The sequence below is a fragment of the Gaetbulibacter jejuensis genome, from assembly GCF_039524015.1.
Lineage (GTDB): Bacteria > Bacteroidota > Bacteroidia > Flavobacteriales > Flavobacteriaceae > Gaetbulibacter_B > Gaetbulibacter_B jejuensis.
Genome location: NZ_BAAAGF010000001.1, coordinates 1448457 through 1473798 on the forward strand (window position 1 = coordinate 1448457; position 25342 = coordinate 1473798).

The 25342-nt window shown below is 33.4% G+C and carries 23 protein-coding genes; 11 read left to right on the forward strand and 12 right to left on the reverse strand.

The window, feature by feature from the left end; genetic code table 11:
- Nucleotides 1-18 precede the first annotated feature (18 nt).
- The 5 genes from ABD011_RS06450 to ABD011_RS06470 all read right to left on the reverse strand — a co-directional run bounded on the left by ABD011_RS06450 (nt 19) and on the right by ABD011_RS06470 (nt 4414).
- On the reverse strand, nt 19-846 hold the full coding sequence (locus ABD011_RS06450; protein ID WP_343796733.1) for an alpha/beta hydrolase: 828 nt from the start codon (nt 844-846) through the stop codon (nt 19-21).
- On the reverse strand, nt 847-1206 hold the full coding sequence (locus ABD011_RS06455) for a cupin domain-containing protein (RefSeq protein ID WP_131505711.1): 360 nt from the start codon (nt 1204-1206) through the stop codon (nt 847-849).
- Between the two features lie 68 nt (nt 1207-1274).
- On the reverse strand, nt 1275-2249 hold the full coding sequence (locus ABD011_RS06460; protein WP_131505710.1) for a YitT family protein: 975 nt from the start codon (nt 2247-2249) through the stop codon (nt 1275-1277).
- Between the two features lie 25 nt (nt 2250-2274).
- Nucleotides 2275-2829 carry a hypothetical protein gene (locus tag ABD011_RS06465; protein WP_129758987.1) on the reverse strand — a complete coding sequence of 185 codons (555 nt, stop codon included), beginning with the start codon at nt 2827-2829 and terminating at the stop codon, nt 2275-2277.
- A 49-nt stretch (nt 2830-2878) separates the two neighbouring features.
- Nucleotides 2879-4414: a helicase HerA-like domain-containing protein gene (locus tag ABD011_RS06470; protein ID WP_343796736.1), complete on the reverse strand. Its 1536-nt coding sequence runs from the start codon at nt 4412-4414 to the stop codon at nt 2879-2881.
- Between the two features lie 104 nt (nt 4415-4518).
- Here ABD011_RS06470 and ABD011_RS06475 point away from each other — a divergent pair, with 104 nt between their 5' ends.
- Nucleotides 4519-5148, forward strand: a complete 630-nt coding sequence (locus ABD011_RS06475) for a 7-carboxy-7-deazaguanine synthase QueE (protein ID WP_129758985.1) — start codon at nt 4519-4521, stop codon at nt 5146-5148.
- 48 nt (nt 5149-5196) lie between these two features.
- Here the strand turns inward: ABD011_RS06475 and ABD011_RS06480 are convergent, their stop codons facing one another.
- Both ABD011_RS06480 and ABD011_RS06485 read right to left on the reverse strand, forming a co-directional pair.
- Nucleotides 5197-5730, reverse strand: coding sequence for a DUF2911 domain-containing protein (locus tag ABD011_RS06480; protein ID WP_131505707.1), 534 nt, complete (start codon nt 5728-5730; stop codon nt 5197-5199).
- 93 nt (nt 5731-5823) lie between these two features.
- Nucleotides 5824-7140, reverse strand: coding sequence for a YCF48-related protein (locus tag ABD011_RS06485; RefSeq protein ID WP_343796740.1), 1317 nt, complete (start codon nt 7138-7140; stop codon nt 5824-5826).
- A 120-nt stretch (nt 7141-7260) separates the two neighbouring features.
- On the opposite strand from ABD011_RS06485, the gene asnB reads away from it, so the two are divergent.
- The 8 genes from asnB (at nt 7261) to secDF (ending at nt 18789) form a co-directional block, all read left to right on the forward strand.
- Entirely contained in the window at nt 7261-8922 is a 1662-nt protein-coding gene (gene asnB / locus ABD011_RS06490; RefSeq protein ID WP_343796742.1) for an asparagine synthase B, read from the forward strand.
- Between the two features lie 231 nt (nt 8923-9153).
- On the forward strand, nt 9154-9723 hold the full coding sequence (locus ABD011_RS06495; RefSeq protein ID WP_335974417.1) for a magnetosome magnetite crystal formation protein family: 570 nt from the start codon (nt 9154-9156) through the stop codon (nt 9721-9723).
- Between the two features lie 23 nt (nt 9724-9746).
- Nucleotides 9747-10466 (forward strand): CPBP family intramembrane glutamic endopeptidase, encoded by a 720-nt coding sequence (locus ABD011_RS06500; protein ID WP_343796745.1) that lies wholly within the window; start codon nt 9747-9749, stop codon nt 10464-10466.
- Nucleotides 10467-10757: 291 nt separating this feature from the next.
- A complete protein-coding gene (gene gyrB / locus ABD011_RS06505; protein ID WP_131505702.1) occupies nt 10758-12695 on the forward strand; it encodes a DNA topoisomerase (ATP-hydrolyzing) subunit B in 1938 nt (645 codons plus the stop codon).
- 162 nt (nt 12696-12857) lie between these two features.
- Nucleotides 12858-13871, forward strand: coding sequence for a DUF6588 family protein (locus ABD011_RS06510; protein WP_343796747.1), 1014 nt, complete (start codon nt 12858-12860; stop codon nt 13869-13871).
- 122 nt (nt 13872-13993) lie between these two features.
- Complete coding sequence (gene mdh, locus ABD011_RS06515; RefSeq protein WP_343796749.1) at nt 13994-14920, forward strand: malate dehydrogenase; 927 nt, start codon at nt 13994-13996, stop codon at nt 14918-14920.
- A gap of 75 nt (nt 14921-14995) precedes the next feature.
- The gene (locus ABD011_RS06520; protein ID WP_343796751.1) at nt 14996-15613 is read left to right on the forward strand and encodes a hypothetical protein; all 618 of its coding nucleotides are present in this window, start codon (nt 14996-14998) and stop codon (nt 15611-15613) included.
- Nucleotides 15614-15792: 179 nt separating this feature from the next.
- Nucleotides 15793-18789: a protein translocase subunit SecDF gene (gene secDF / locus ABD011_RS06525; protein WP_343796753.1), complete on the forward strand. Its 2997-nt coding sequence runs from the start codon at nt 15793-15795 to the stop codon at nt 18787-18789.
- Between the two features lie 98 nt (nt 18790-18887).
- Here the strand turns inward: secDF and ABD011_RS06530 are convergent, their stop codons facing one another.
- From ABD011_RS06530 to folE, 5 genes are all read right to left on the reverse strand, one after another.
- Entirely contained in the window at nt 18888-19385 is a 498-nt protein-coding gene (locus ABD011_RS06530; protein ID WP_343796755.1) for a DUF192 domain-containing protein, read from the reverse strand.
- Nucleotides 19385-20209 carry a prolipoprotein diacylglyceryl transferase gene (gene lgt / locus ABD011_RS06535; RefSeq protein WP_343796757.1) on the reverse strand — a complete coding sequence of 275 codons (825 nt, stop codon included), beginning with the start codon at nt 20207-20209 and terminating at the stop codon, nt 19385-19387. The genes ABD011_RS06530 and lgt overlap by 1 nt, the downstream gene beginning before the upstream one ends.
- Nucleotides 20210-20275: 66 nt before the next feature.
- Nucleotides 20276-20509, reverse strand: a complete 234-nt coding sequence (gene yidD, locus ABD011_RS06540) for a membrane protein insertion efficiency factor YidD (protein WP_131505695.1) — start codon at nt 20507-20509, stop codon at nt 20276-20278.
- 2 nt (nt 20510-20511) lie between these two features.
- On the reverse strand, nt 20512-21993 hold the full coding sequence (gene cysS, locus ABD011_RS06545; protein ID WP_343796759.1) for a cysteine--tRNA ligase: 1482 nt from the start codon (nt 21991-21993) through the stop codon (nt 20512-20514).
- A gap of 23 nt (nt 21994-22016) precedes the next feature.
- Nucleotides 22017-22694 (reverse strand): GTP cyclohydrolase I FolE, encoded by a 678-nt coding sequence (gene folE / locus ABD011_RS06550; RefSeq protein ID WP_129758972.1) that lies wholly within the window; start codon nt 22692-22694, stop codon nt 22017-22019.
- Between the two features lie 194 nt (nt 22695-22888).
- Between folE and ABD011_RS06555 the strand changes: the two genes are divergently transcribed.
- Nucleotides 22889-23356: a hypothetical protein gene (locus ABD011_RS06555; RefSeq protein ID WP_129758971.1), complete on the forward strand. Its 468-nt coding sequence runs from the start codon at nt 22889-22891 to the stop codon at nt 23354-23356.
- 9 nt (nt 23357-23365) lie between these two features.
- On the forward strand, nt 23366-25342 hold a 1977-nt coding region (locus ABD011_RS06560; protein ID WP_343796761.1), incomplete at its 3' end, for a PKD domain-containing protein.

Consider the following 25342-nt stretch of genomic DNA (forward strand, 5'->3'; position numbering starts at 1 on the left):
TGCAAAGATAAAACAAGATTAGGCATCAATAAAATCATTAATGTACGAAGTAACAGTATCGTTGTTTAAAGAGTGACCCATGCCTTGTGTAGTAATTAATTTACTGTTTTTAAAACTATTTTTTATAAGCAAAGCATCCTTGTAAGGGATAATTTGGTCTTGTTCATCATGAATTATTAACCCTTCGGAATTGTTTTGTTTGATATATTCTGAAGACGAAAATTCTTCAGGTTTTACCCCAAAACGTTCTAGAATTATTGAGTTAATCTTGGTGTTAATACGTTGGTTGTAACCCATCATTTTTGTATACCTACCAAGAATATCTTTAAACTCTGAAGGCGCTCCAAGCAAGATAAACTTTTTTATAAAAGGAGTTTGGTATTTGTACTGAAAGAAAATAGAAGCCATACCACCAACCGAATGCCCAATGATAATCTCGGGTTTAAACTTTAATACTGCTACATTAATAAACTCAGAATACAAAATCGCGTTAAAACTTGTGCCTCCAGATTTTCCATGTGCTGGAGCATCTATAGCAATAATGTTATAGTCTTTCTTTTTTAGGTTAAGTATAAGGTTTTTCCAACGTGCAGAGTTGCTTTCCCAACCATGTAATAAAAGTATAGTTTTGTTTTTTCCAACCCAACGGTAAGTCATTATTGGGATGTTGTCGTACATCAATTCTTCTCTAAATGATGTTTCTAAAAATTCTGTTTGCTCTTCTGTTGCTTTTCCTTTTAAAGGCATAGAAAATAAAGCCAAAGCTCTATTGGCAGCAAAAGACTTCGATATGTAACTTAGCACGTTTAAGCTAAATCCTAAAAATTTTGCAAGAAGTTGTTTCATTTATTCTCTATTTACTAAATCCATAGAAAATGCTGGTAAGCAAATAGCTAAATATTCACAAGGTTCAGTAAAAGGATTAGAATACTGCACTCTTACGTTTTTGTTAATTTTTATGGATTGACCTGCTTTTAAAATTACAACTTCATTTTCAATTATAAATTGTTTTTGTCCTTTAATTATAAACGTGTATTCGTCAAACTCAGGTGTTTGAAAAGGTTCGCTCCAACCAGGAGGAGCTGTCATGTGTGCAATACTTAGTTGTGAATTGCCATCGGTTGCTAATCCAAAATGTTCTTTAATTGTTTTTCCATCGGTAGTGGGAACTACAAAAGGAGAGTTTTGTACTGTGTAATTTTTCATTTGTGTAAAAAGTTAACCATATACAGCGTTGCTTATATAGTTATGTGCTATTGTTAATTGTTTAGGTGCTATTTTAGAGGTTTTCGTTTTATCATACCTCCTTTTAAGTCTTTTACCAATCCCATTATGATAAAAGCATCTTTGTCTATTTTGTCAATTTCAGTGTGTAGTTTGGCGAGTTCTAATCTGGTTACTACTGTATAAATAATGTCTTTGTCATAACTTTGCCCTTTTCCTCCATAACCGCCTTTTCCAGCATAAATAGTGCAGGCGCGTCTTAACTTTTCAATAAGCATTGTTCTTAATTCTTCATGTTTTTCAGAAATAATAGTAACGCCTACATATTCCTCAACACCATCAACCACAAAGTCTACAGTTTTAGCAGCTGCTAAATAGGTTAAAATGGCATATAATGCAGTTTCTATAGAGAGTACGTAAGCACCAAATGAAAAGATGATGATATTAATAAGCAAAAGAACATCACCAACTGTTAGGGATAATTTTCTGCTTAAATAAATTGCCAACACCTCAGTACCATCAATAACGCTTCCGCCTCTCATGGACATTCCTATTCCTAAACCAAGAAAAAAGCCACCAAAAACAGCGATTAGTAGTTTGTCTTCAGTAATGGTAGGATAGTCAATATAATGCACTACAAACCCTAGAAAAGCAATGGCAATAATACTTTTTATGGCAAACTTTAGGCTTAATGTTCTTGCTCCTAAGATAAGAAAAGGTATGTTGACTAGTATAAGTAGAAAACTTAATTCTATGTTTGTGATGTTTTCTAAAAGTAATGAAATACCTGTAGCACCACCATCAATAAAACGATTAGGTAGTAAAAACCCTTTAAGTCCAAAACCTGCTGAAAACACACCAATAATGATAAAAATATACTCTTTAATGGCATGAGATAACTCTACCTGAAGATTTCTTACTACAGGTACAATTTGTCGTTTACTAAACTCGGTAGTAGTCTTTTGGCTAGCTTTGAGTCGTTTGCGAGCAATATCAACTAATATTTTGGAAAAAAATGGATTCATTAATTAAAGTAAACCTATTTAAATCCTAATTCCAATGAACAAAAAAGTATTTAATTTTTGCTGTGTCAGGGATTTGAGATTTTTCAATTTTTAAGTTCATGTCAAATCTCAAATTAGCTGGTAATTCTTTTTTATCAATTGTAAAGGATGCATTAATTTCATCAACCGAAATCACAATAGAATTAATTAAATTATTTATTCTTGATACTGTGTAATTGTCTTGTATATCTTTAAAAGTACTTAGTGTTGAAATGTTTTTATCTGTTTTGAATCTAGAGTCGATAATTTGAACACTACCAATAGTTGATGTTGAATCTAAAACTTGTTTAGGAGATAAAATCAATAGTTTTTTACCGCCTTTTTCAAACACTTCAATATCACTTTTGTTTTCAATAAATTCATCACCTTTTATATAGTTTACAATGGAGTCATTTACAAATAAAGCTTCCAAATCTTTGACTTGGGTAGAGTCGGTTAGTAACCCAATATGTTGTTTACTAACTTGAAAAGGGTCTTGTTCTTTTTTACAACTTGTTAGAACTAAAGTGAAAATAATAAGGTAAAGCAGGGATTTGTTCATGGTTTTTATTTTAATGTTATAGTGTTTTTTAATGTGTTGGTATTGAAGATTATTTTTTCATCACTTTAGTAAGGATGCCAAAAACACTTCTAATAAACGTTGCGCTTGTAAGTACTTTTACAACAGGATTCATTCTATTGCTTCTTGTACTCGAAGCTCTTCGTTTTGACCCCGCTTTTTTAAGCTCTTCTTTTTCTTTTCGAGCTTTTTCCTTAGCTTCTTCAGCCTCAGCACGCTCAATTTTTTCATTTAATATTTCATACGCACTTTCTCTATCGATGGTTTCGTTGTATTTTTTCACCATTTTAGAGCTAGACAATAAGTTGCTCAATTCAGAATCGGTTAAAACATCCATTCTGCTCATAGGTGCACGCATCATGGTTGCTGCAAGTGGTGTTGGTCTTCCTTTTTCATTTAATGCTGAAACTAATGCTTCTCCAGTTCCTAAAGAGGTTAATACTTCAGCGGTATCGTAATATTCAGTATCAGGATAGTTTTGAGCTGTAAGCTTAATTGCTTTTCTGTCTTTAGCTGTAAATGCTCTTAACGCATGTTGAACTTTTAAACCTAATTGACTTAGGACAGCTTCAGGAACATCAGTAGGGTTTTGTGTTACAAAATACAACCCAACACCTTTACTTCGTATTAATTTTACAATGCTTTCTATTTGATCTAATAGAGCGTCAGAAGCTTCATTGAAAATTAAATGTGCTTCGTCAATAAACATGATTAATTCTGGTCGTCCTGTATCGCCTTGTTCAGGGAAAGTAGAATAGATTTCAGCCAAGAGACTCAACATAAAAGTTGAAAACAGTTTTGGTCTGTCTTGTATGTCAGTCAACCTAATAATGTTTATGTAACCTCTACCATCATCAGCAATTCTAAGTAAGTCTTGGGTGTCAAAAGATTTTTCTCCAAAAAACAAGTCGCCACCTTGTTGCTCTAGCTCAACAATTTTTCTAAGAATTGCTCCTGTAGATGCTGTTGAAATTCGGCCATATTCCTCTTGAAATTCGTCTTTACCTTCGGAAGTAGAATATTGTAGTATTTTTTTAAAGTCTTTTAAGTCTAAAAGTGGAAGTTTATTATCGTCACAATATTTAAAAATAACCGAAATGATTCCAGCTTGGGTTTCTGTTACATCTAAAATTCTTGAAATAAGTACAGGACCAAATTCGCTAACGGTTGCTCTTAGTCTTACACCATCTTGTTCAGATAATGTCATTACTTCAACAGGAAACGATTTAGCCTCAAAAGGTAAACCGATAGCCTCATGACGTTCGTCAATTTTAACGTGTCCAGGACTAGGTTGTGCTAAGCCACTTAGGTCTCCTTTAATATCCATCAATAACACAGGAACACCTTTTTCGCTAAGATTTTCAGCTAAAACTTGTAGTGTTTTTGTTTTTCCAGTACCTGTAGCTCCAGCAATAAGTCCATGTCTATTCATGGTTTTAAGCGGAACATTTACATAGGCGTTTTTTATAGTTTCACCATCCAACATGGCAGAGCCAAGTGTAATGAATTCACCTTTATTGGTGTTTCCTTCGGTAATGTGGTTAAAGAATTCTTCGTTTCTGCTCATTATTCAAAAAATTTCTATAAAAATACTAATCTAGAATTAATCCTACAGAAAATCTTTTTAACATTTTAACACTAAACTTCTAATAGTAACTTATCTTTGCGGCAATGAAGACAGAGACGCAAATATTGGTTGATAAAGGTGAGATGCTTCCTTTAATGGAAGAATTTTACACTATTCAGGGAGAAGGTTATCACAAAGGAACAGCTGCTTACTTTATTAGAGTAGGAGGTTGTGATGTTGGTTGTCATTGGTGTGATGTGAAAGAAAGTTGGAATGCAGACATTCATCCGCCAACTGAAACGTCTAAAATTGTTGAAAATGCCGCTAAGTATAGTGACACTATAGTTGTTACAGGAGGTGAACCGTTAACTTGGGATATGACTGCTTTAACATCGCAGCTTAAAGCAAAAGGACTGCAAGTGCATATTGAAACATCTGGAGCTTATAAGCTAACAGGTACTTGGGATTGGATTTGTTTGTCTCCTAAAAAATTGAAATTACCAACTCAAGAAGTGTATGATAATGCTAATGAGTTAAAAGTGATTGTTTATAATAAAGACGATTTTCGTTTTGCTGAAGAGCAAGCAGCAAAAGTAAATAAAGATTGTATTTTATACTTACAACCTGAGTGGAGCAAACGCGATAAAGTTGTTCCTGAAATTGTTGATTATGTAATGAAAAATCCTAAATGGAAAGTGTCGTTACAAACACATAAATATTTGAACATACCATAAATAAAAAAAGCCTTGAGAAATCAAGGCTTTTTTAGTGTTTCATATTTTTTATTTCATTGGAACAGCAACTCTTAGAGTTCCCCAAGCTAAATGCATACTGCCTTCGTCGTCAAATGCTATAGAAAAAGCTTCAAGGCTTTTCTTGCCTTCGCTAACAGGAACTTCAACTCTTGCTACATCATTGCCTTTGTTATAACTGTAAGCTCCCCAAACATCAACATCAGAATTTATAATAATGGTCCAAGATTTTTCACCAGGAATAGTAAACAGTGAGTAAGTGCCAGCTTTAACCTTTTTATCACCTACAGTAACATCTTTGTAAAACGTTATTTCAGTTGCTTCATTTGCTCCAGTTCGCCAAACTTCTCCATTTGGAGCTAAAGATTGAACTGTTCTGCCTTTTAGTTGAGGTCTGCTATAAATAACTTTGACAGTTTTTTCAGATACTCTGTGGCTACTTGGAAATGCAGCTGCATCCATAGGGCTTTTGTCAAGATCTTTAAAATCTTGAGCGTTCATACTAAATGAGACTAATAAAATTGCTAAACATGCTAGCTTGGATAAATTCATTACTTTTTTCATACGTTGTTTTATTAAGTTTCTAAATTTAAGATTTCACTTATAAAAAATAGAGTTAAGATTGTTAATTTTTGTTAAACAAAAATCGTGCTAAGTTTATTGTTTAATGAATTTTAGAGACTGTCTTTGGAAATTATTATGGAAGTTTATAAAGTAAGTTCCAGATGAAAGCGAACTCACATCAAAGGTGTAATGCTTTTCAATTTCAGTTGAAGTAATGATTTCTCTTGAAAGCTGTTTTATGTAAATTCCTTTACTGTCGTATAGCTCAATTAGTAGATTATCATTGTTGTGAAAGTAAATGCTAAACTCTAGTGTTGTGTCTACAGGATTATTTTTAATATGAATATCAAGTGTTTTTGAGTTGGATTCTACTTCGCTAATGTTCAAAGAGGCATCCGTAAATTTATAGATAGAAGTTCCTGAGGCATAAGCTAAAGCAGGACTAATAATAAAAATCCTATTTAGATTCGAGCCAACATTTAGGTTCGTCCAAGTTTGTCCACCATCTACTGTTTCATAAAAACCAGTAGTATGTCCTCCCATCCAACCTTTGTTTTCATTGATAAAACCAACCGCTTGAACATCGGTTTCAGGTGCGTCATAACTGTTCCATGTGGTTCCACTATCAACGGATTTTATCAATTTTCCAGGATTGGGAGCTATAGAAGAAATCGCTCCAAAAAATACATTAGGTACATTTTCTAAAATCTGAAATTTCCACACATATTCTCCAGGTATATTAGAATTAAATAGTTCTGTCCAAGTACTTCCTCCATCAGTGGTTTTAAGTACACAGGCACCATTTGCATTACTTCCGCAAGCATAACCTATCAATTCATTAATAAACTTAATCTCTACTAGTGCATTAGCATAAGCAGACATATCAATGTATTGCCAATTTAAACCACTATCAGTGGACTTTATAATGTAAGCAGGAGTAAAATAGGCTCCACAACCATAAATTGTTGAACTACCTACAGCATTCAAACCACAAATAGCTTGAGGGTTTGGAGAGATATTGGTGACTTCAGTCCAAGTTGTCCCACCATCATTTGTTGAGAAAAATTTACCATTTAAAGTCCCTAAAAAACCAATGCTTTCATTAATGAATTCAATATTTCTAAAGTAGTAGCTGCCACCTAAATCACTAGAACTAGCTTGTTCTGTCCAAGTGTCACCACCATCAGTAGTTTTAAAAACTGCTGCATAATAACCATTCGCAGCCCAACCAGTATTGTCGTTTATAAAGAAAACATCATCAAAACGTTGTCCATTTATGTTAGGAGTAATTGAAGTAGGTTGCCATGTTTGACTAAATAGTACAAAAGGCAAAAGGTAAACGAGTAGGCTTAAGTGTTTCATTTTGTAAATATAAATAACAAAATACAGTTGAATAACTTTTTTATTCATGATAATTTATGGTTTTTAGTTTTAATTTGTAATTGAAATGTTGATTATGTTTTTTATTTTGTAATCTTAAATGAATATTTGCTTCATAATATGTAACAATTGATATAAAAAAGAGAAATTATGTGTGGAATTGTATGTGCATTTGATTTAAAGCAGAAAACAGAAGATTTAAGACCTCAAATATTAGAAATGTCAAAAAGAATCCGTCATCGTGGTCCAGACTGGAGCGGAATTTTTGATAACGATAAAGCGATTATGGCGCATGAGCGTTTAGCGATTGTTGATCCTGCTTCAGGAAAACAACCTTTGTTTTCGGAAGATAAGAGATTTGTTTTAGCGGCTAATGGAGAAATATATAACCACAGAGAGTTGCGTAAACAATTTCCTGATTATAAGTTTCAAACTGAAAGTGATTGTGAGGTTATTTTGGCGTTGTATCAAGAAAAAGGAACTGATTTTGTTGATGAGCTTAATGGTATTTTTGGTTTTGCAATTTATGATGTTGAAAAAGACGAATATTTTGTAGCTAGAGACCACATGGGAATCATTCCATTATACATTGGATGGGATCAAAACGGAACCTTTTATGTAGCATCAGAACTAAAAGCGCTTGAAGGTGTTTGCACAAAAATTGAACTATTTTCTCCAGGTCATTATATGTCTAGTAAAGATGGTGAGTTTGTGCAATGGCATAAACGTGAGTGGACTGATTATGATGCGGTAAAAGACAACGAAACAAGTATTTCAAAAATAAAAGAAGCACTTGAAGCAGCTGTTCACAGACAGTTAATGAGCGATGTGCCTTATGGTGTTTTACTTTCAGGAGGATTAGATTCTTCGGTGACTTCAGAAATTGCAAAAAAATATGCTCAAAAACGTATTGAAAGTGATGACACTTCAGATGCTTGGTGGCCTCAATTACACTCCTTTTCAGTAGGACTTGAAGGGTCTCCAGATTTGGCTGCAGCACAAAAAGTGGCAGACCATATTGGAACTGTTCACCACGAAATAAAGTTTACCATTCAAGAAGGGTTAGATGCGGTAAGAGACGTAATTTATCAGCTAGAAACCTATGATATTACAACTATTCGCGCGAGTACACCAATGTATTTAATGGCAAGAGTTATTAAGTCTATGGGAATAAAAATGGTGTTGTCTGGAGAAGGTGCTGACGAATTATTTGGTGGTTATCTGTACTTTCATAAAGCACCAAATGCAAAAGAGTTTCATGAAGAAACGGTTCGTAAATTAAGTAAACTGCATATGTATGATTGCTTAAGAGCAAACAAGAGTTTAGCAGCTTGGGGAATTGAAGGTCGTGTACCGTTTTTAGATAAAGAATTCATGGATGTGGCAATGAGTATCAACCCTCAAGATAAAATGATTACACCAGAACGTATGGAAAAATGGGTAGTGAGAAAAGCTTTTGAAGATATGCTACCAGAGAGCGTAGCTTGGAGACAAAAAGAACAGTTTAGTGATGGTGTTGGTTATAGTTGGATTGACACTTTGAAAGAAGTAGTGAATGAAGAAGTAACCGATGAGCAAATGAAGAATGCGCATTTTAGGTTCCCGATACAAACACCTCAAAATAAAGAAGAGTTTTATTATCGTTCTATTTTTGAAGAGCATTTTCCAAGTGATGCAGCTGCATTAAGCGTACCACAAGAACCTAGTGTAGCATGCAGTACAAAAATTGCTTTAGAGTGGGATGAAGCATTCAAAAACATGAATGACCCAAGTGGAAGAGCAGTTGCAAAAGTACATACTGATGCATATTAATTTTAATAACCTATAAGAAGGAAAGCCGGTTTTTAACCGGCTTTTTTATTTTAAAAATAATTACTTTTAAACACTAGGCTAACCCAATGTATTATTTTGGGTTATCATGTGAGTTTGCTTAATGAAGGCTTAAAACCCTTATAAAACCTAACAATGACATATAGATGACATTTAAATGTCGTGTTAAAATCCAATAACCTGAAGTAGATTTGTACCAGAAAAATAATCAAAATGAATAAAAATTCTTTAAGCGAAAATTTAACCTATCAGCGAAAGCTAAAAGGGTATACGCAAGAGCAACTTTCTGATAAAACTACTGTTACGGTTAGAACCATTCAGCGTATAGAAAAAGGTGATGTGCAGCCACATCTTCAAACGGTAAAACTGTTGGCAGCAGGTCTTGAAATAGAGATTGACGAATTACTAATTCTTGAAGACCCCAAGGAGGAAGTCATACAACGCAAATGGATGTTGTTGCTTCATGGTTCTCCTTTTTTAGGATTGATTATTCCATTTGGAAGTATTTTGTTTCCTCTTTTTCTTTGGATTCATAAAGCTGAAGATAGTAAGGTGTATGATGCACATGGTAGAGCAATTGTAAATTTTCATGGAACAATTACCTTGTTGTTCTTTTTGTCGTTACTATCCTTTTTTATCATTCCTGGTTACAATTTTTTTATTTCAGGAGCGATTGTGCTTTTTGCTATTATCATTACGATATATAATATTTCAAGATCGCTACAAACGGGAACTTTTAAGTATCCATTTTCAATCTCTTTTTTGAAACCAAAAGAAGCATAACTTTAATTTAAACGTAATTTCAAATGTTAGGATTATTAATAATACTAGTAATCTCATGGGCACTCTTACGCTTTATTGAGAAAAAAAATATCGATGTTTTAGGTATCATTCCTTATTCAAATAGAGTGCTTCAATTCTTCATAGGACTTGTGTTTATGATGCTTCTGTGTCTTTTGATGGTAGTTACTGAAGCATATATTTTAAATGTGAAGTGGAAACTAAAAGAGACTGTTGACTTCAGTTTAATATTTCAATCTTTTATCTATCACATCAAATCAGCTTTGACCGAAGATTTAGTCTTTCGTGGAGCGTTGCTATATATACTAATTCAAAGAATTGGGTCAAAAAAGGCTATTCTGCTATCAGCATTGTGTTTTGGAGTTTACCATGTATTCTCGTATGGTATGATGGAAGAAAGAATAATACCTATCGTGTATGTGATTTTAGTAACAGGATTTACAGGCTATGTTTGGGCCTACACATTTTATAAAACAAAGTCAATTATGTTAGGTTTAGGGTTTCACTTAGGCTATAACTTTTTAATGACGTTCTTTTATGAATCCTATCCGTATGGAGAATTGATGTTTATAGAACTATCAAAAACCGCTCCGCAAGATTGGAATTGGATTTTATTTAATTTATTTAAAGGATTATTTCCATCTATCATAACATTGGTATTTGTTAATTATTTGATTAAATCAAGTTGTGTAATTAGTTTAAGGAACAACAACTCAAAATCATGATTTATTAAGGTAATTCTAATAAACTATAAACGCATTAAAACCTCTCTAATGCATTTTTGTGTTTTATCCTTTTTTATGCAGTCTAAAAAAATTCCAAAATCAAATTTGAGGTGCTTTTTAGACGTTTTAAGGCACTTTTGAGTAATTAACAAATGTTGATAATTTATTAACTAACTCGTTAAAATACTTTTAAAAGGCATGATAATTTGTTATCTTTGTTAGTATCTCAAAAGAGACGCAATTAGCGTCTTTTTTTCTGTAAAATAAGAACTAAATCATATTAAAATAAAAATGAGCGAAGAAAACAAAAAACAGTATGGTGCAGACAGTATCCAAGCCCTTGAGGGAATGGAGCACGTGCGTATGCGTCCATCGATGTACATTGGAGACGTAGGTGTAAGAGGTTTACACCATTTGGTTTATGAAGTAGTTGATAACTCCATTGATGAAGCTTTAGCAGGACATTGTGATAATATCACAGTAACTATAAATGAGGATAACTCAATTACCACAGAGGATGACGGTCGTGGTATTCCAGTTGGATTACACAAAAAAGAAGGTGTTTCGGCATTAGAAGTTGTAATGACTAAAATTGGAGCTGGAGGTAAGTTTGATAAAGATTCTTATAAAGTATCAGGTGGACTTCATGGTGTTGGTGTAAGTTGTGTTAATGCATTATCTGAACACTTAAAAGCCACTGTTCACAGAGAAGGAAAAATTTGGGAACAAGAATACGAAAGAGGTAAAACTTTATACCCTGTAAAAACTATTGGTGATTCAGATAAAACAGGAACCATTGTAACTTTTAAACCAGATCCACAAATATTTCAACAAACACTAGAGTACAATTACGATACTTTAGCTAGTAGAATGCGCGAGTTGGCATACCTTAATAAAGGTATTACAGTACATTTAGTTGACAAACGTCACAAAAAAGAAGACGGAAGTTTCGAAGGAGAAACATTCCATTCAGAAGAAGGACTTTCAGAATTTGTGAAGTTTTTAGATGGTAACAGAGAGCCTTTAATGAACGATGTTATTTCTTTTGAAGGAGAAAAGAACGGAGTTCCTGTTGAGGTTGCTATGGTTTACAATACGTCGTATGCAGAAAACTTGCATTCGTATGTAAACAACATTAATACGCACGAAGGAGGAACGCATCTTTCGGGTTTCCGTCGTGGTTTGACACATACTTTAAAAAAGTATGCTGATGAGTCTGGAATGTTAGATAAGCTAAAGTTTGATATTGCAGGAGATGATTTCCGTGAAGGATTAACAGCTATTGTATCAGTAAAAGTTGCTGAACCTCAATTTGAAGGGCAAACAAAAACTAAACTAGGGAACAGAGAAGTATCTGCTTCAGTAAGTCAAGCGGTTTCTGAAATGTTAACTGATTATTTAGAAGAACATCCTGAAGACGCTAAAACCATTGTTCAAAAGGTAATTCTTGCAGCACAAGCACGTCATGCAGCGCAAAAAGCACGTGAAATGGTACAGCGTAAAACTGTAATGAGCATTGGAGGTTTACCAGGAAAACTGAGTGACTGTTCAGAGCAAGACCCAGAAAAATGTGAAGTATTCCTTGTAGAGGGAGATTCGGCAGGTGGAACTGCAAAACAAGGTCGTGACAGAGCATTTCAAGCTATTCTTCCACTACGTGGTAAAATATTGAATGTTGAAAAAGCAATGACGCACAAAGTGTTTGAAAACGAGGAAATTAAAAATATCTTCACAGCACTAGGTGTTACCATTGGTACTGAGGAAGATAGTAAAGCGTTAAACTTATCGAAATTACGTTATCACAAAGTAGTTATTATGTGTGATGCCGATATTGATGGTAGCCACATTGCAACACTAATTTTAACGTTCTTCTTTAGATACATGAAAGAACTTATTGAAAACGGTCATATTTACATCGCAACACCACCTTTATATTTAGTGAAGAAAGGTCAAAAGAAAAGCTATGCGTGGACTGATAAAGAACGTGATGCAATTGCCGAAGAATTTGGAGGCAGTGTAAGTGTGCAGCGTTATAAGGGTCTTGGAGAGATGAATGCTGAGCAGCTTTGGGACACAACAATGAATCCAGAGTTTAGAACACTACGTCAAGTAAATATTGATAATGGTGGAGAAGCAGATCGTATCTTCTCAATGTTAATGGGAGACGAAGTACCACCTCGTAGGGAGTTTATTGAAAAGAATGCTATTTACGCTAATATTGATGCGTAATTAATAGTAGCTATTATTATACTAAAAGCGAATACATTTTGTATTCGCTTTTTTTTGTGCTGAAAAAAATAAAGTATCGATAAAGTGCAATTTTTTAACGATAAAATACGTTATAATCATAAATTTTACTATTTTCACCAAAAATTTAATCTACTTAGTATTATGAAAAAATGTGTTCTGTTCATGCTGTTTGTAACTGCAGTTACAATTACAAATGCACAAGAAAACGTAAATGACCTATTAACAGCAGGTGTTGAGGATGCCCAACGATTTACGGCAGATTATATAGCTCCAGCTTCTGAAGGAGTGGCTTTCGGAATCAACAATGGTTGGTTTAACAATGCAAAAGCACCAAAACGTTTTGGTTTTGAAATTTCTATTATGGGAAATGCTTCTTTGATTAAAGATGAAAAAAAATCTTTTGAAATGAATGTAGCAGATTATGAAAATATTAGATTTCCTGATAATAGTCCTACAAAAACCGTAGCTACAGCTTTAGGGCATAATGATCCTGATATTACAGTTATTGCAACCTATGACGATCCTATTTTTGGAGCACAAGAAGTGGAAATAACCTTACCTACAGGTATTGGTTCAGAAAACATAAACTTAATACCAACAGCATTTTTACAAGCTAGTTTTTCACCTTTTAAAGGTACTCAGCTAAAAGGACGCTTTTTTCCTAAGGTAGATACTGATGATGTTAAAGTAGGATTCTATGGTTTTGGTATACAACAAGAATTTACATCATGGTTACCAGCAGACAAAGTATTTCCTGTTGCTATTTCTGGTTTAATAGCCTACACGCATTTAGATGGAAGCTATGATTTTACTGATGGTGAATATGTAGAAGGAGAAAACCAAAAAATAGATACTGAAGTTAACACAATGCTTTTTGAATTAATAGTTGGTACTAAATTAAAAGTAATCAACTTTTATGGTGGTTTAGGGTATATTACAGGAACATCAACAACCGATTTATTAGGAACTTATAGAGTAACCGATGGTGTTTTATTTTCAGAAGAAATAATTGACCCATTTTCGGTTGAACAAGATATATCAGGAATTAGAGCAACTGTTGGAGCCAATTTAAAATTAGGTTTTTTTGGTATCAATGCTGACTATACAGTAGCAGAGTTTGATAGCGCAAGTTTAGGTCTTAATTTTTCGTTTTAAACTTGGTTAATAATAGATTTAACAAAGGCACAAGATTATTCTTGTGCTTTTTTCATTTACAGTATAATAATTTGTAATTTTGCAGTCTTAAAAATCAACACAATTTTAAAAATTATTTATATATGAAAGTAACAGTAGTTGGAGCAGGAGCAGTAGGTGCAAGTTGTGCAGAATATATTGCAATTAAAAACTTTGCATCTGAAGTTGTATTATTAGATATTAAAGAAGGTTTTGCCGAAGGTAAAGCTATGGATTTAATGCAAACCGCATCTTTAAACGGTTTTGATACAAAAATTACAGGTGTAACTAACGATTATAGCAAAACAGCTAATAGTGATATTTGTGTAATTACTTCAGGTATTCCTCGTAAACCAGGAATGACTCGTGAAGAATTAATAGGTATCAATGCTGGTATTGTAAAATCGGTTTCATCTAGTTTAATAGAGCATTCTCCTAACACTATAATGATTGTTGTAAGTAACCCTATGGATACTATGACGTATTTAGTACACAAAACTACTAGTTTACCTAAAAACAGAATTATAGGAATGGGTGGAGCTTTAGATTCTGCACGTTTTAAATACAGATTAGCTGAAGCTTTAGGAGCTCCTATTAGTGATGTTGACGGAATGGTAATTGGAGGTCATAGCGATAAAGGTATGGTGCCTTTAACTGCGCATGCAACAAGAAACAGTATTAAAGTATCTGAGTTCTTATCAGAAGAAAGATTAGACCAAGTAAAAGAAGATACTAAAGTTGGTGGAGCAACACTTACAAAATTATTAGGTACTTCTGCTTGGTATGCTCCAGGAGCTGCAGTAAGCGGATTGGTACAAGCTATCGCTTGCGATCAAAAGAAAATGTTCCCATGTTCAGCTTTATTAGAAGGTGAGTACGGATTAAACGATTTATGTATTGGTGTTCCTGTAATTTTAGGACGTAATGGTATTGAAGAAATCGTAAGCATTGAGCTTAGTGATGCCGAAAAAGCACACATGCAAGAAAGTGCTGAAGGTGTAAGTAAAACTAACGGATTATTAGAATTATAAATTTTAGCTTTCACGATTAAAATAGACTTAAAGACTGCTATATAGCAGTCTTTATTTTTTTCATATATTTGGCGCATGAATTTGAGATGGTACATTAGTACTCTGGTAATCATTTTATCTGTATTAGGTGGTTTTTCTAGCCAGCAGCAATCGTCTGTACCTAATCAGGAAGTTGTTTTACAATTTACAGGAGAACATGTAAGTCATGAAGATACACAAAATGCTATAGCTAATGTAAAACAGCAGTTACAACATGCAGGAGCTGAAAACATTAAGGTTGTAGAGCAAGATAACGGTCAACTAAAAATTACCTATTACAGCACTTCTGACGTTACCAATATTAAAAAGCAATTATCTCAAGATAATGTTCTAGATTTAGGTGTTACTGCTTTTGATGACAAATCAAGGAGTAATGAACTTCCATCAAGAAATACATCAATTGACTACAATGTTGATGTTTACGAAATTCATAGTAACTACGACATTGGATTAAGTGGTAAACTTGCTGTAGAATTAAAATCTGACCACGACCGATTAATAAACCCAAATGTATTTGCGCCTTCATATTACCTTAATATTGATGCCACTGAGCAATTAAGAGCGTCTAGTTATGTGTTTAGAAGATATATTGCTAACGCAATAGATAAGTATTCCTACAAAATTCCTGAAGTTAGAGCAGGACCTTTAGCTTAATCAGTTATTAAAAGATAAGTTTCTATACCCAAAAGCTTATCACTCCTATTAAAGATAGTTTTTCGTGTTTTATCGAAAAGCGCATTTAAAACCACTTATAATCATAAAAAATAATTGTCAAATTCTGAGTAAATTCTATATTTGCTCGTTTTTAAAAAATTTGACCAAAAAATAAAGTAATGCAAAACAAAGGATTAGTAAAGCTATTTGCAGTGTTATTTGGTTTGGTAAGTATATACCAATTATCATTTACATTCAAAGCTAATCAAATTGACAGTACTGCTGAAGAATTAGCAATAAGTAAATTTGATACACCAGAAGAAAGAGCAGCCGAAGAGGTAAGATACCTAGACTCTCTTAAAACAAACAAAGTTGATGTAGACGGAAAACAAGAAAGCATTAAAGTTTTCGATATAGGAATTGCCGACTACACGTACAACGAGGTAAAAGACAAGGCCATGAACCTTGGTCTTGACCTTAAAGGAGGAATTAACGTTATCCTTGAAATATCTGTAAAAGATATCTTAGTAGGATTAGCAAACGACTCTAAAGACCCAGTTTTTAACAAGGCGTTAAGTGATGCTGAGGAAATTCAAAAAGACGCTCAAGAGCCATATTTAGAGTCTTTCTACAAAGCTTTTGATGCTATAAAAGGAGACCAAAAATTAGCTTCTCCTGATATTTTTGCTAACAGAACAATGTACCCAGACATTACAAACGATATGTCTGACGATGACGTTAAAGGCATTATCAAAACTAAAGTTGATGAGTCTATCGTTTCTGCATTTGAGGTATTACGTAAGCGTATTGATAAGTTTGGTGTTACTCAACCAAATATTCAGCGTTTAGGAAACTCAGGACGTATTTTAGTAGAGCTTCCAGGAGCTAAAGATGTTGAGCGTGTTAAAAAACTTTTACAAAGTACTGCACAGTTAGAGTTTTGGGATGCGTATAGAGGAGAGCAATTTCTTCCATTCTTAGCGCAAGCTAACGAAACGTTGAAGCCTATAGTTAATACTGAAAAAGATACTGAGGTAACTGTTGATTCTACTGTAGCTGAAAAAACTGATAGTTTAATTGATGATTTAGTAGGTGAAACAACTACTGATTCTACAGATGTAGCAGTAAACCCAATTTTTGATTTATTAAGAGGTTATGGTTCAGGAGGACCTGTAGTAGCAACTTTTGAAGCAAAAGATAAAGAACTTGTTACTTCATACTTAAACAATCCACAGGTAAGAGCATTATTGCCAGCTGAACAACGTTATGTGAAATTTGTTTGGGGAATTCAACCAAAAGATAGTGATTATGTAGATTTATATGCACTTGTAGGAAACAGAGAAAATCAACCACCTTTAAGTGGAGCTGTTATTTCTGATGCACGTCAATCTTATAGCCAAACAGGTAAGCCATCTGTAAGTATGCAAATGGATAGCAAAGGTGCTAAGATTTGGGAAGAAATGACAGGAAAAGCGTATCAGCAACAAAGCCAAATAGCAATTGTTCTTGATGATATTGTATATTCTGCTCCAGGTGTAACAACTGGTCCAATTTCTGGAGGTAACTCTGAAATATCTGGTTCATTCACATTAAACGAAGCAGTAGATTTAGCTAACGTATTAAGAGCTGGTAAGTTACCTGCTTCGGCTGATATTGTTCAAGCTGAAGAAGTTGGTGCTACTTTAGGACAAGAAGCTATTGATAGTGGTATTAAATCATTTTTAATTGCATTATCATTAGTATTATTATGGATGATACTATACTATGGTAAGTCAGGTATTTTTGCTGATATTGCCTTATTATTCAACATTCTTTTAATATTTGGAGTACTTTCAGGGTTAGGAGCTGTGTTAACGCTTCCTGGTTTAGCAGGTATTGTATTAACAATTGGTATGTCGGTAGATGCCAACGTACTTATTTTTGAACGTGTACGTGAAGAAATAGCAAAAGGTAAAGGACAAAAAGAAGCTGTAAAAGATGGTTTTGCTAATGCATTGTCTTCTATCTTAGATGCTAACATTACAACAGGTTTAACTGCAATTATATTATTTGTGTTTGGTACTGGTCCAATTAAAGGATTTGCTACAACATTATTAATTGGTATTGTTACGTCTTTATTTACTGCAATATTCATCACTAGATTATTAGTTGACTGGTATGTAAACAGAGGTGGTAAACTAGAGTTCTCTACTGCGTTAACAAAAGGATTATTTAAAAACTTGAACATCGATTTTATTAGTAAGAGAAAAGTGGCTTATGTGTTTTCAGCAATTTTAATTGTTGTTAGTATTGGTTCTTTAGCTACTAAAGGATTAGATCAAGGTATTGATTTTGTTGGAGGTAGAACTTACCAAGTACGTTTTGACCAAGATGTGAATCCTGAAGAGGTTAAAGCTGATGTAGAAAGCGTTTTTGAAAGCGCTGAGGTAAAAACAATTGGTAATTCTCACCAATTGAAAATATCTACAAAGTTCATGGTAAATGAAAATTCAGCTGAAGCAGATTCTATCGTTCAAACTAAATTATACGAATCACTAAGCAAATACTTACCACAAGGAACATCGTATGACGATTTCTCTAAAGCTAAAAACAATGTAGGTAAAGTATTCTCTGGTAAAGTAAGTCCAACAATTGCTGATGATATCAAAAAAGAGTCTTTCTGGGCTGTACTTGGGTCATTAGTAGTTGTATTCTTATACATCTTATTACGATTTAAAAAATGGCAATTCTCAACTGGAGCAGTTGCTGCGGTTTTCCATGATATTATTATTGTATTAGGAGTGTTCTCTATTACTTATTCATTTATGCCATTTAGTATGGAAATTGACCAAGCGTTTATTGCAGCTATCTTAACCGTAATTGGTTACTCTCTAAACGATACAGTAGTTGTGTTTGATAGAATTAGAGAAGTGATAGCAGAAAGAGCTGGTTTTAAAGGTGGAAAAAATATTAACTCTGCAATTAACAGTACTTTAAGTAGAACATTGAATACCTCTTTAACAACGTTAGTGGTATTATTGGCAATGTTTATTTTTGGAGCTGATTCTTTAAGAGGTTTATTATTTGCACTTATAGTTGGTGTGGTTGTAGGTACATATTCTTCTGTATTTATTGCAACTCCAGTTATGTATGATACTTTAAAAAACAAAGGAGAAACAGCTGAAGATAAAGAGTAAGAATTATATACTATTCTGAATAACAAAAAAGCCACTCTTTTAGAGTGGCTTTTTTATTTTATAGTTGCTTAAGTTTTTATTTATTATAGTTTGAAAATTTATAAAGTAGTGAATGAAATGCTATCACCAGCAGTAAGCTTCCATTCATCACTTAAACCTGCGTTTATTTCAAGAACATATTTAGCAGGTGCTTTTGACGGTAACGATGTTTCGTCATAAGGCTTAGCATTTTTTTGGATATTGATAATGGTTTTATCAGCATTTAAAAAAATAATATCCAAAGGAATTTTGGTATTCTTCATATAGAAACTATGGTATTTCTCATCTGGGAAAATAAATAGCATCCCTTGAGAATCTTTCATACTATCTCTATACATTAAACCAGTTTGTGTTTGGTAATCATCATCAGCTATTTCTATATCTAAAGTTTTAACTATAGAGTCTGAAGTGCTTTTGTAAAGTGTTAGTTCACCTTCTTTTTTAAAGGAAATAACTACTGGTTTAATCGCTTTTTTGTCTTCTTTACAAGATGTGTTTGCTAAACAAAATATGCTTAAACTAGCAACATATACTATGTTGTAAATTTTCTTTCTCATTAAGAAAGCTTTGATTTAGGCTTATAAACAAACATAAAGTATAGTCCTATTAAAATAAAAGGAATACTTAACCATTGACCTGTGTTTAAAGCCCATGCAGCACGTTCTTCAACTTGTGCCTCTTTAACAAACTCAACAAAAAATCTAACAGTCCATAATAACACTAAAAACAAGCCAAATAAAAACCCTTCTTGTTCACTTTTCTTAGTTTTCCAATAGAAATAAAATAGAATAAGGAACACGAACACATAACAGATTGCTTCGTAAAGTTGTGCTGGATGTCTTGGAAAATCTTCACCCAATTTTGTGAAAACTACTCCGTAATCAGAGTTGGTTGGTTTTCCTATGATTTCAGAATTAATAAAGTTCCCAAATCGAACAAAAACAGCTCCAGAAGCTACAGGAATTACAACTCTGTCTAATATCCAAAGCACCGATTTTTTAAGCACTTTCTTATTGTATAAATACATTGAGACAATCATAGCCATAGCAGCACCATGACTTGCTAGTCCTTGAAAACCTGTAAAATGAATACCTCCTTTAAAGCTAAAAGGTAAAAAGACGCTAAAGAAATCTTCTTTAAAAAGTTCGGGTTGGTAAAAAATAACATGACCTAATCTTGCACCAAGCATAATACCTACTACAGAATAGATAAAGAGCGAGTCTAAAGATTCGTTGCTTTCGTTTTCATTTTTATAAATGCGTTTCATGATGTAGAAACCAAGTATAAAAGCTACAATCCACATCATACTGTAATAATGTAGTGTAAAAAAGCTTAAGTCTATTCCTTTTGATGGGTTCCAGTCTATATGTAAAAAATGCATGTGTTTATTTTTTCAAAGGTAAATATACTACTTTGAGTGTGACTAAGTGTTAAGTATTTTTGAAAATTAGTTTTCCTTTTCAGGAACAGGGTCAAAACCAGAACCTCCCCAAGGATGACAACTAAAAATCCTTTTTATTGCCAGTTTTCCACCTTTTAATAAGCCATGTTTTAATAATGCGTCCTTTGTGTAGTAAGAACAAGTAGGTTGGTATCTACATGTTGAAGGTAGAAAAGGTGAAATTAATGTTTGATAGACCTTTATTAAAAATAAAAAAGGAGCTATTATAATTTTTTTCATGACTAGTTTGTCGTAAAAGTAGTTCCTTCTTTACCATCTTTAAGCTGAATTCCAGCTTCAGCTAATTCGTCACGTATTTTATCAGATAAAGCAAAGTCTTTATTAGCTCTGGCTTCTTGTCGTAATTTAATTAAAATATCAACAGCAGCAGATAATTTATCAGTACCAGACTCTTTTTTTGATTCGTTTTGTAATCCTAAAACATCAAATGTAAATGCGTACATAGTTTGTTTTAGAAGTTTTAAATCTTCAGAAGTAATAGAGGCTTTACCGTCTTTTATTTGGTTGATGTATTTAGCAGCGTCAAATAAATGAGCTATTAATATTGGAGAATTAAAATCATCATTCATAGCATCGTAACAGTTCTGTTTCCATTCAGAAACATTTAATGTAGATGTGGATGTAGACGATATGCTATCTAGTAAATTAATAGCATCCATTAATCTATGAAACCCTTTTTCGCTAGCCAATAATCCATCGTCAGTAAGGTCTAATACACTTCTGTAAGACGATTGAGCATTAAAAAAACGTATAACACTTGGTGAATATGCTTTACTGAAAAATTTGTTGTCACCAGAAAGTAACTCGTCAGGGTTTACAGTGTTACCTGTAGATTTAGACATACGCTGTCCATTAAGATGAAGCATATTAGCATGCATCCAGTAGTTAACAGGCGATTGTCCTTTAGCAGCTTCGTTTTGAGCAATTTCGCACTCGTGATGTGGAAATTTTAAGTCCATACCACCACCATGAATATCAAAACGGTCACCAAGATATTTGGTACTCATTGCTGTACATTCTAAGTGCCAACCAGGAAAACCATCGCTCCAAGGAGAAGGCCAACGCATAATGTGTTGTGGTTCGGCTTTTTTCCAAAGGGCAAAATCTTGCGGATTTTTTTTGTCGCTTTGTCCATCAAGTTCACGTGTGTTGTGGATTAAATCGTCCAACTTACGTTTACTTAACTTGCCATAATCATTCGTTTCATTAAACTTATGTACATCAAAATATACCGATCCGTTTACTTCGTAAGCAAAACCATTTTTTATTATGGTGCTAATAAGTTCAATTTGTTCAATAATATGACCTGTAGCTGTAGGCTCAATACTTGGTGGTAAAAAATTGAAAATACTTAAAATGTTGTGAAAGTCTACAGTGTAGCGTTGCACAACTTCCATAGGTTCAATTTGCTCTAAACGCGCCTTTTTTGTGATTTTGTCTTCACCAGCATCAGCATCGTTTTCTAAATGACCAGCATCAGTAATATTTCTTACATAACGTACTTTATACCCTAAATGCTTTAGGTATCTAAAAACCATATCAAAAGACATAAAAGTTCTTACATTACCTAAGTGTACATTACTGTAAACTGTAGGTCCACAAACATACATACCTACATACCCTTCGGTAATAGATTTAAAAGGTTCTTTTTGTCCGCTTAATGAGTTGTAAATTTTAATGTGTTGCTGGTCGTAAAGATGCATTTGCTTTTTGTGTGATGTTTAAACTAAAATTGAGTGTCTAATTTAATATAATCTAAGAATTCTCTACGAGTTTCTTCATTTTTAAATTTTCCTCCAAATTCAGAAGTGACTGTGCTGCTTTCTATATCTCTAATTCCTCTAGAGTTAACGCACAAGTGTTTAGCATCAATAACACAAGCTACATCTTCAGTATTTAAAACACTTTGAAGTTCTTTTACGATTTGTATGGTAAGACGTTCTTGTACTTGAGGTCGCTTTGCGTAATAATCGACAATACGATTCATTTTTGAAAGACCTACAACTGTACCGTTAGATATGTAAGCTACATGAGCTCTACCAACAATTGGTAATAAGTGATGTTCGCATGTAGAATAAACAGTTATGTTTTTTTCTACTAGCATTTCACCATATTTATATTTATTGTCAAAGGTTGACGCGCTAGGTTTTTTATCAGGGTTTAAACCTCCAAAAATTTCCTTCACAAACATTTTAGCAACACGCATAGGTGTGCCGCTAAGGCTGTCATCAGTCAGGTCTAGACCTAAAGTCTCCATTATGTGTCTAACGTCATCCTTAATAATGTCTATTTTTTCATCATTAGTAAGGTTAAAAGCATCAGATCTCATTGGAGTGTCGGCAGAAGTGCCAATGTGGTCATTACCAATAGAATCAAAATCTTCTATGTCTTTTTCTATTTTCATTACAATTTTAAAAATAAGGTCAATTTAAACAGAAGGCAAAGATAAGCAATTAAAAAAATTGAACACAAGGTAGGTGTTTTTTAATTTCAGTTGTTATATAAATAAGCTGTGTAAAAGTTAATTTCATTAACATATTAACATAGTCTTTATTAAAAAATTCTTAAATTTCACGTCTTTTAAAAATTGATAAAGCAATGAAAATTAAATTACCGTTTCTACTTGCTGTATGTGTGTGTTTTATGACATTTTACTCAGCAAATTCTCAAAACATTAAACCTTCAATTTCGCTCATTAAGTATAATGATAATGTAAATGCTCCTTTAAATAGTAAAGAGTTAAAACAAATTAATGAAGTTTATGGAGATAAGTCTAATGAGTATGTGTTAAACAGACCTCAAAGATTAAAGGACATTAAAAACTTATTAAGGAATAGAATTGAAATAAAACTTATTTCTAATCCTAACGACCAAAAACAATGTCCATTACTTTCAGAAGTACCATTGTTAAACTATTATGTTAGTGATTTACGAAGAGATACGGTTTTTAATCCTCAAACGTTTAATCCTTTAAAGTACTTATTCAATGTTAATGGTCTGTCTGGTGAAATGTACCGAGTAGATAACACTAATTACTTTATCATAATTAAGTCTCAATTCCAATAAAAAATTGCAATGAAAAAAATTACATTTTTAATACTGTTTATATTTTCTTTTACAGCATACTCTCAAGATGTTTCAATGCAGAATGGTACAGTAAGCCAATGCTCTGGAACGTTTTATGACTCAGGAGGTGCATCTGGGCCTTATTCAAGTAATGAAACATTGGTGTTCACTATTTGTCCTGAAAACCCAGGTCAATTAGTTCAATTAAACTTTACAGCTTTTAACACCCAGTTAGGTGCAGATATAATGACTATTTATAATGGAGATAGTACAGCATCTCCTGCTTTTGGTACATTTGATGGAGTTAATAATCCAGGTTTTGTAAGTGCTACAGAATCTAACCCTACAGGGTGTCTTACAATTGAGTTTACTTCAGATGGATCTGGTACAACAACAGGTTGGGCTGCAGATATTTCTTGTTTAACACCTTGTCAGGTTATTACCTCTCAAATTGATTCAGCTACGCCAGCTCCAAATGGAGATGGTTATATAAGAGTTTGTCCTAATGAGGAAATTACACTTACTGGTAGTGGTAACTTTGAGTTTGATGGTACTGGAGCAACATATGAGTGGGATTTAGGAGATGGTAATACTATTGCAGGACAAACAGCTACGTTTTCGTATGCAACACCAGGAGTGTATATTGTAAATCTTGATATTAGAGATGCAAATACAAGTGTTGATCCTGATGGTTGTCCAAATACTAATTTAATAAATCAAGTTATTCAGGTAGCTACTGAGCCAGATTTTACAGGTACTCAAGCTGCTGAAAGTACAATTTGTTTTGGAGAATCTACTACTATCGAAGGTGTGGTAAATGCAGTACCTTTTATAAACGACTGTACGCCTCCAGTAAGTGGTACAACATTCTTACCAGATGGCTCTGGTGCTGTTTATGAAACTTGTATCACTGTAGATTGTTTTGATTCAGCTCAAACATTAACAGATCCAAATCAGCTTTTGAATGTCTGTGTTAATATGGAGCACTCATATTCTGGAGATTTAGATATAACTATAATTTCACCGAATGGTCAAGAAGCTGACTTATTTACACAAGCAGGAGGAGGCACCTATTTTGGAGGTGCTAATGATGATGGAACCAATACACCTGGTGTTGGAGCAGATTATTGTTTTTCAATGTCAGGAACTGTTTTATTAGAAAATGCTCCAACTATTACAGCAGGATCTAACCCTCCAGGAAACTCATGGGCACCAGGTACATATTTGCCTGTAGAATCTTTTGCAAGTTTAGTTGGTAGCCCACTTAATGGAGATTGGTGTATTAGAATTGTAGATAATTTAGCTATAGATAATGGATATGTATTTTCTTGGGGAATGAATTTTGACCCAAATATTCAACCTCCTGAATTATCATTTACTCCAGTAATTACTTCTGAAGCTTGGGATGCAGATCCATCAATTACTAATACAGCAGGAAATGTTATAACAGTTCAACCTGCTACTGAAGGTACACATTGTTATACTTACAGAGTTACTGATGACTTTGGATGTGAATATACTGAGCAAGTTTGTATTAATGTACTACCTGAAATAGTTACAGATCCAGCAAATGATTTATTCATTTGTGATACAGGAGTTCCTCCATATATATTTGATTTAAGTTCTAATACTCCTGTTGTTCTAGCTTCCTCTCCAATACCAGGAGATATGGTTGTCACTTATCATGAAACCGCTTTTGATGCTGATGATGATACAAATGCAATTGCAAACCCTGGAGCATATTCTGGTACTGATGGACAAGTTATTTACATCAGAATTGAATATTTAACATCAGATTGTTATGAAATATTGACTTTCACTTTAAATGTTTCTGGTCAGCCTATAATTAATCCAGTTTTAGACCTAGAAGTTTGCGATGATGACAGCAATGATGGATTTGAGGATTTTGATTTAACGGTTCAAGATTTAGGTATTTTAGGCGCACAACCTTCTACAGATTTTGTAGTGACGTATTACACAAGTTTT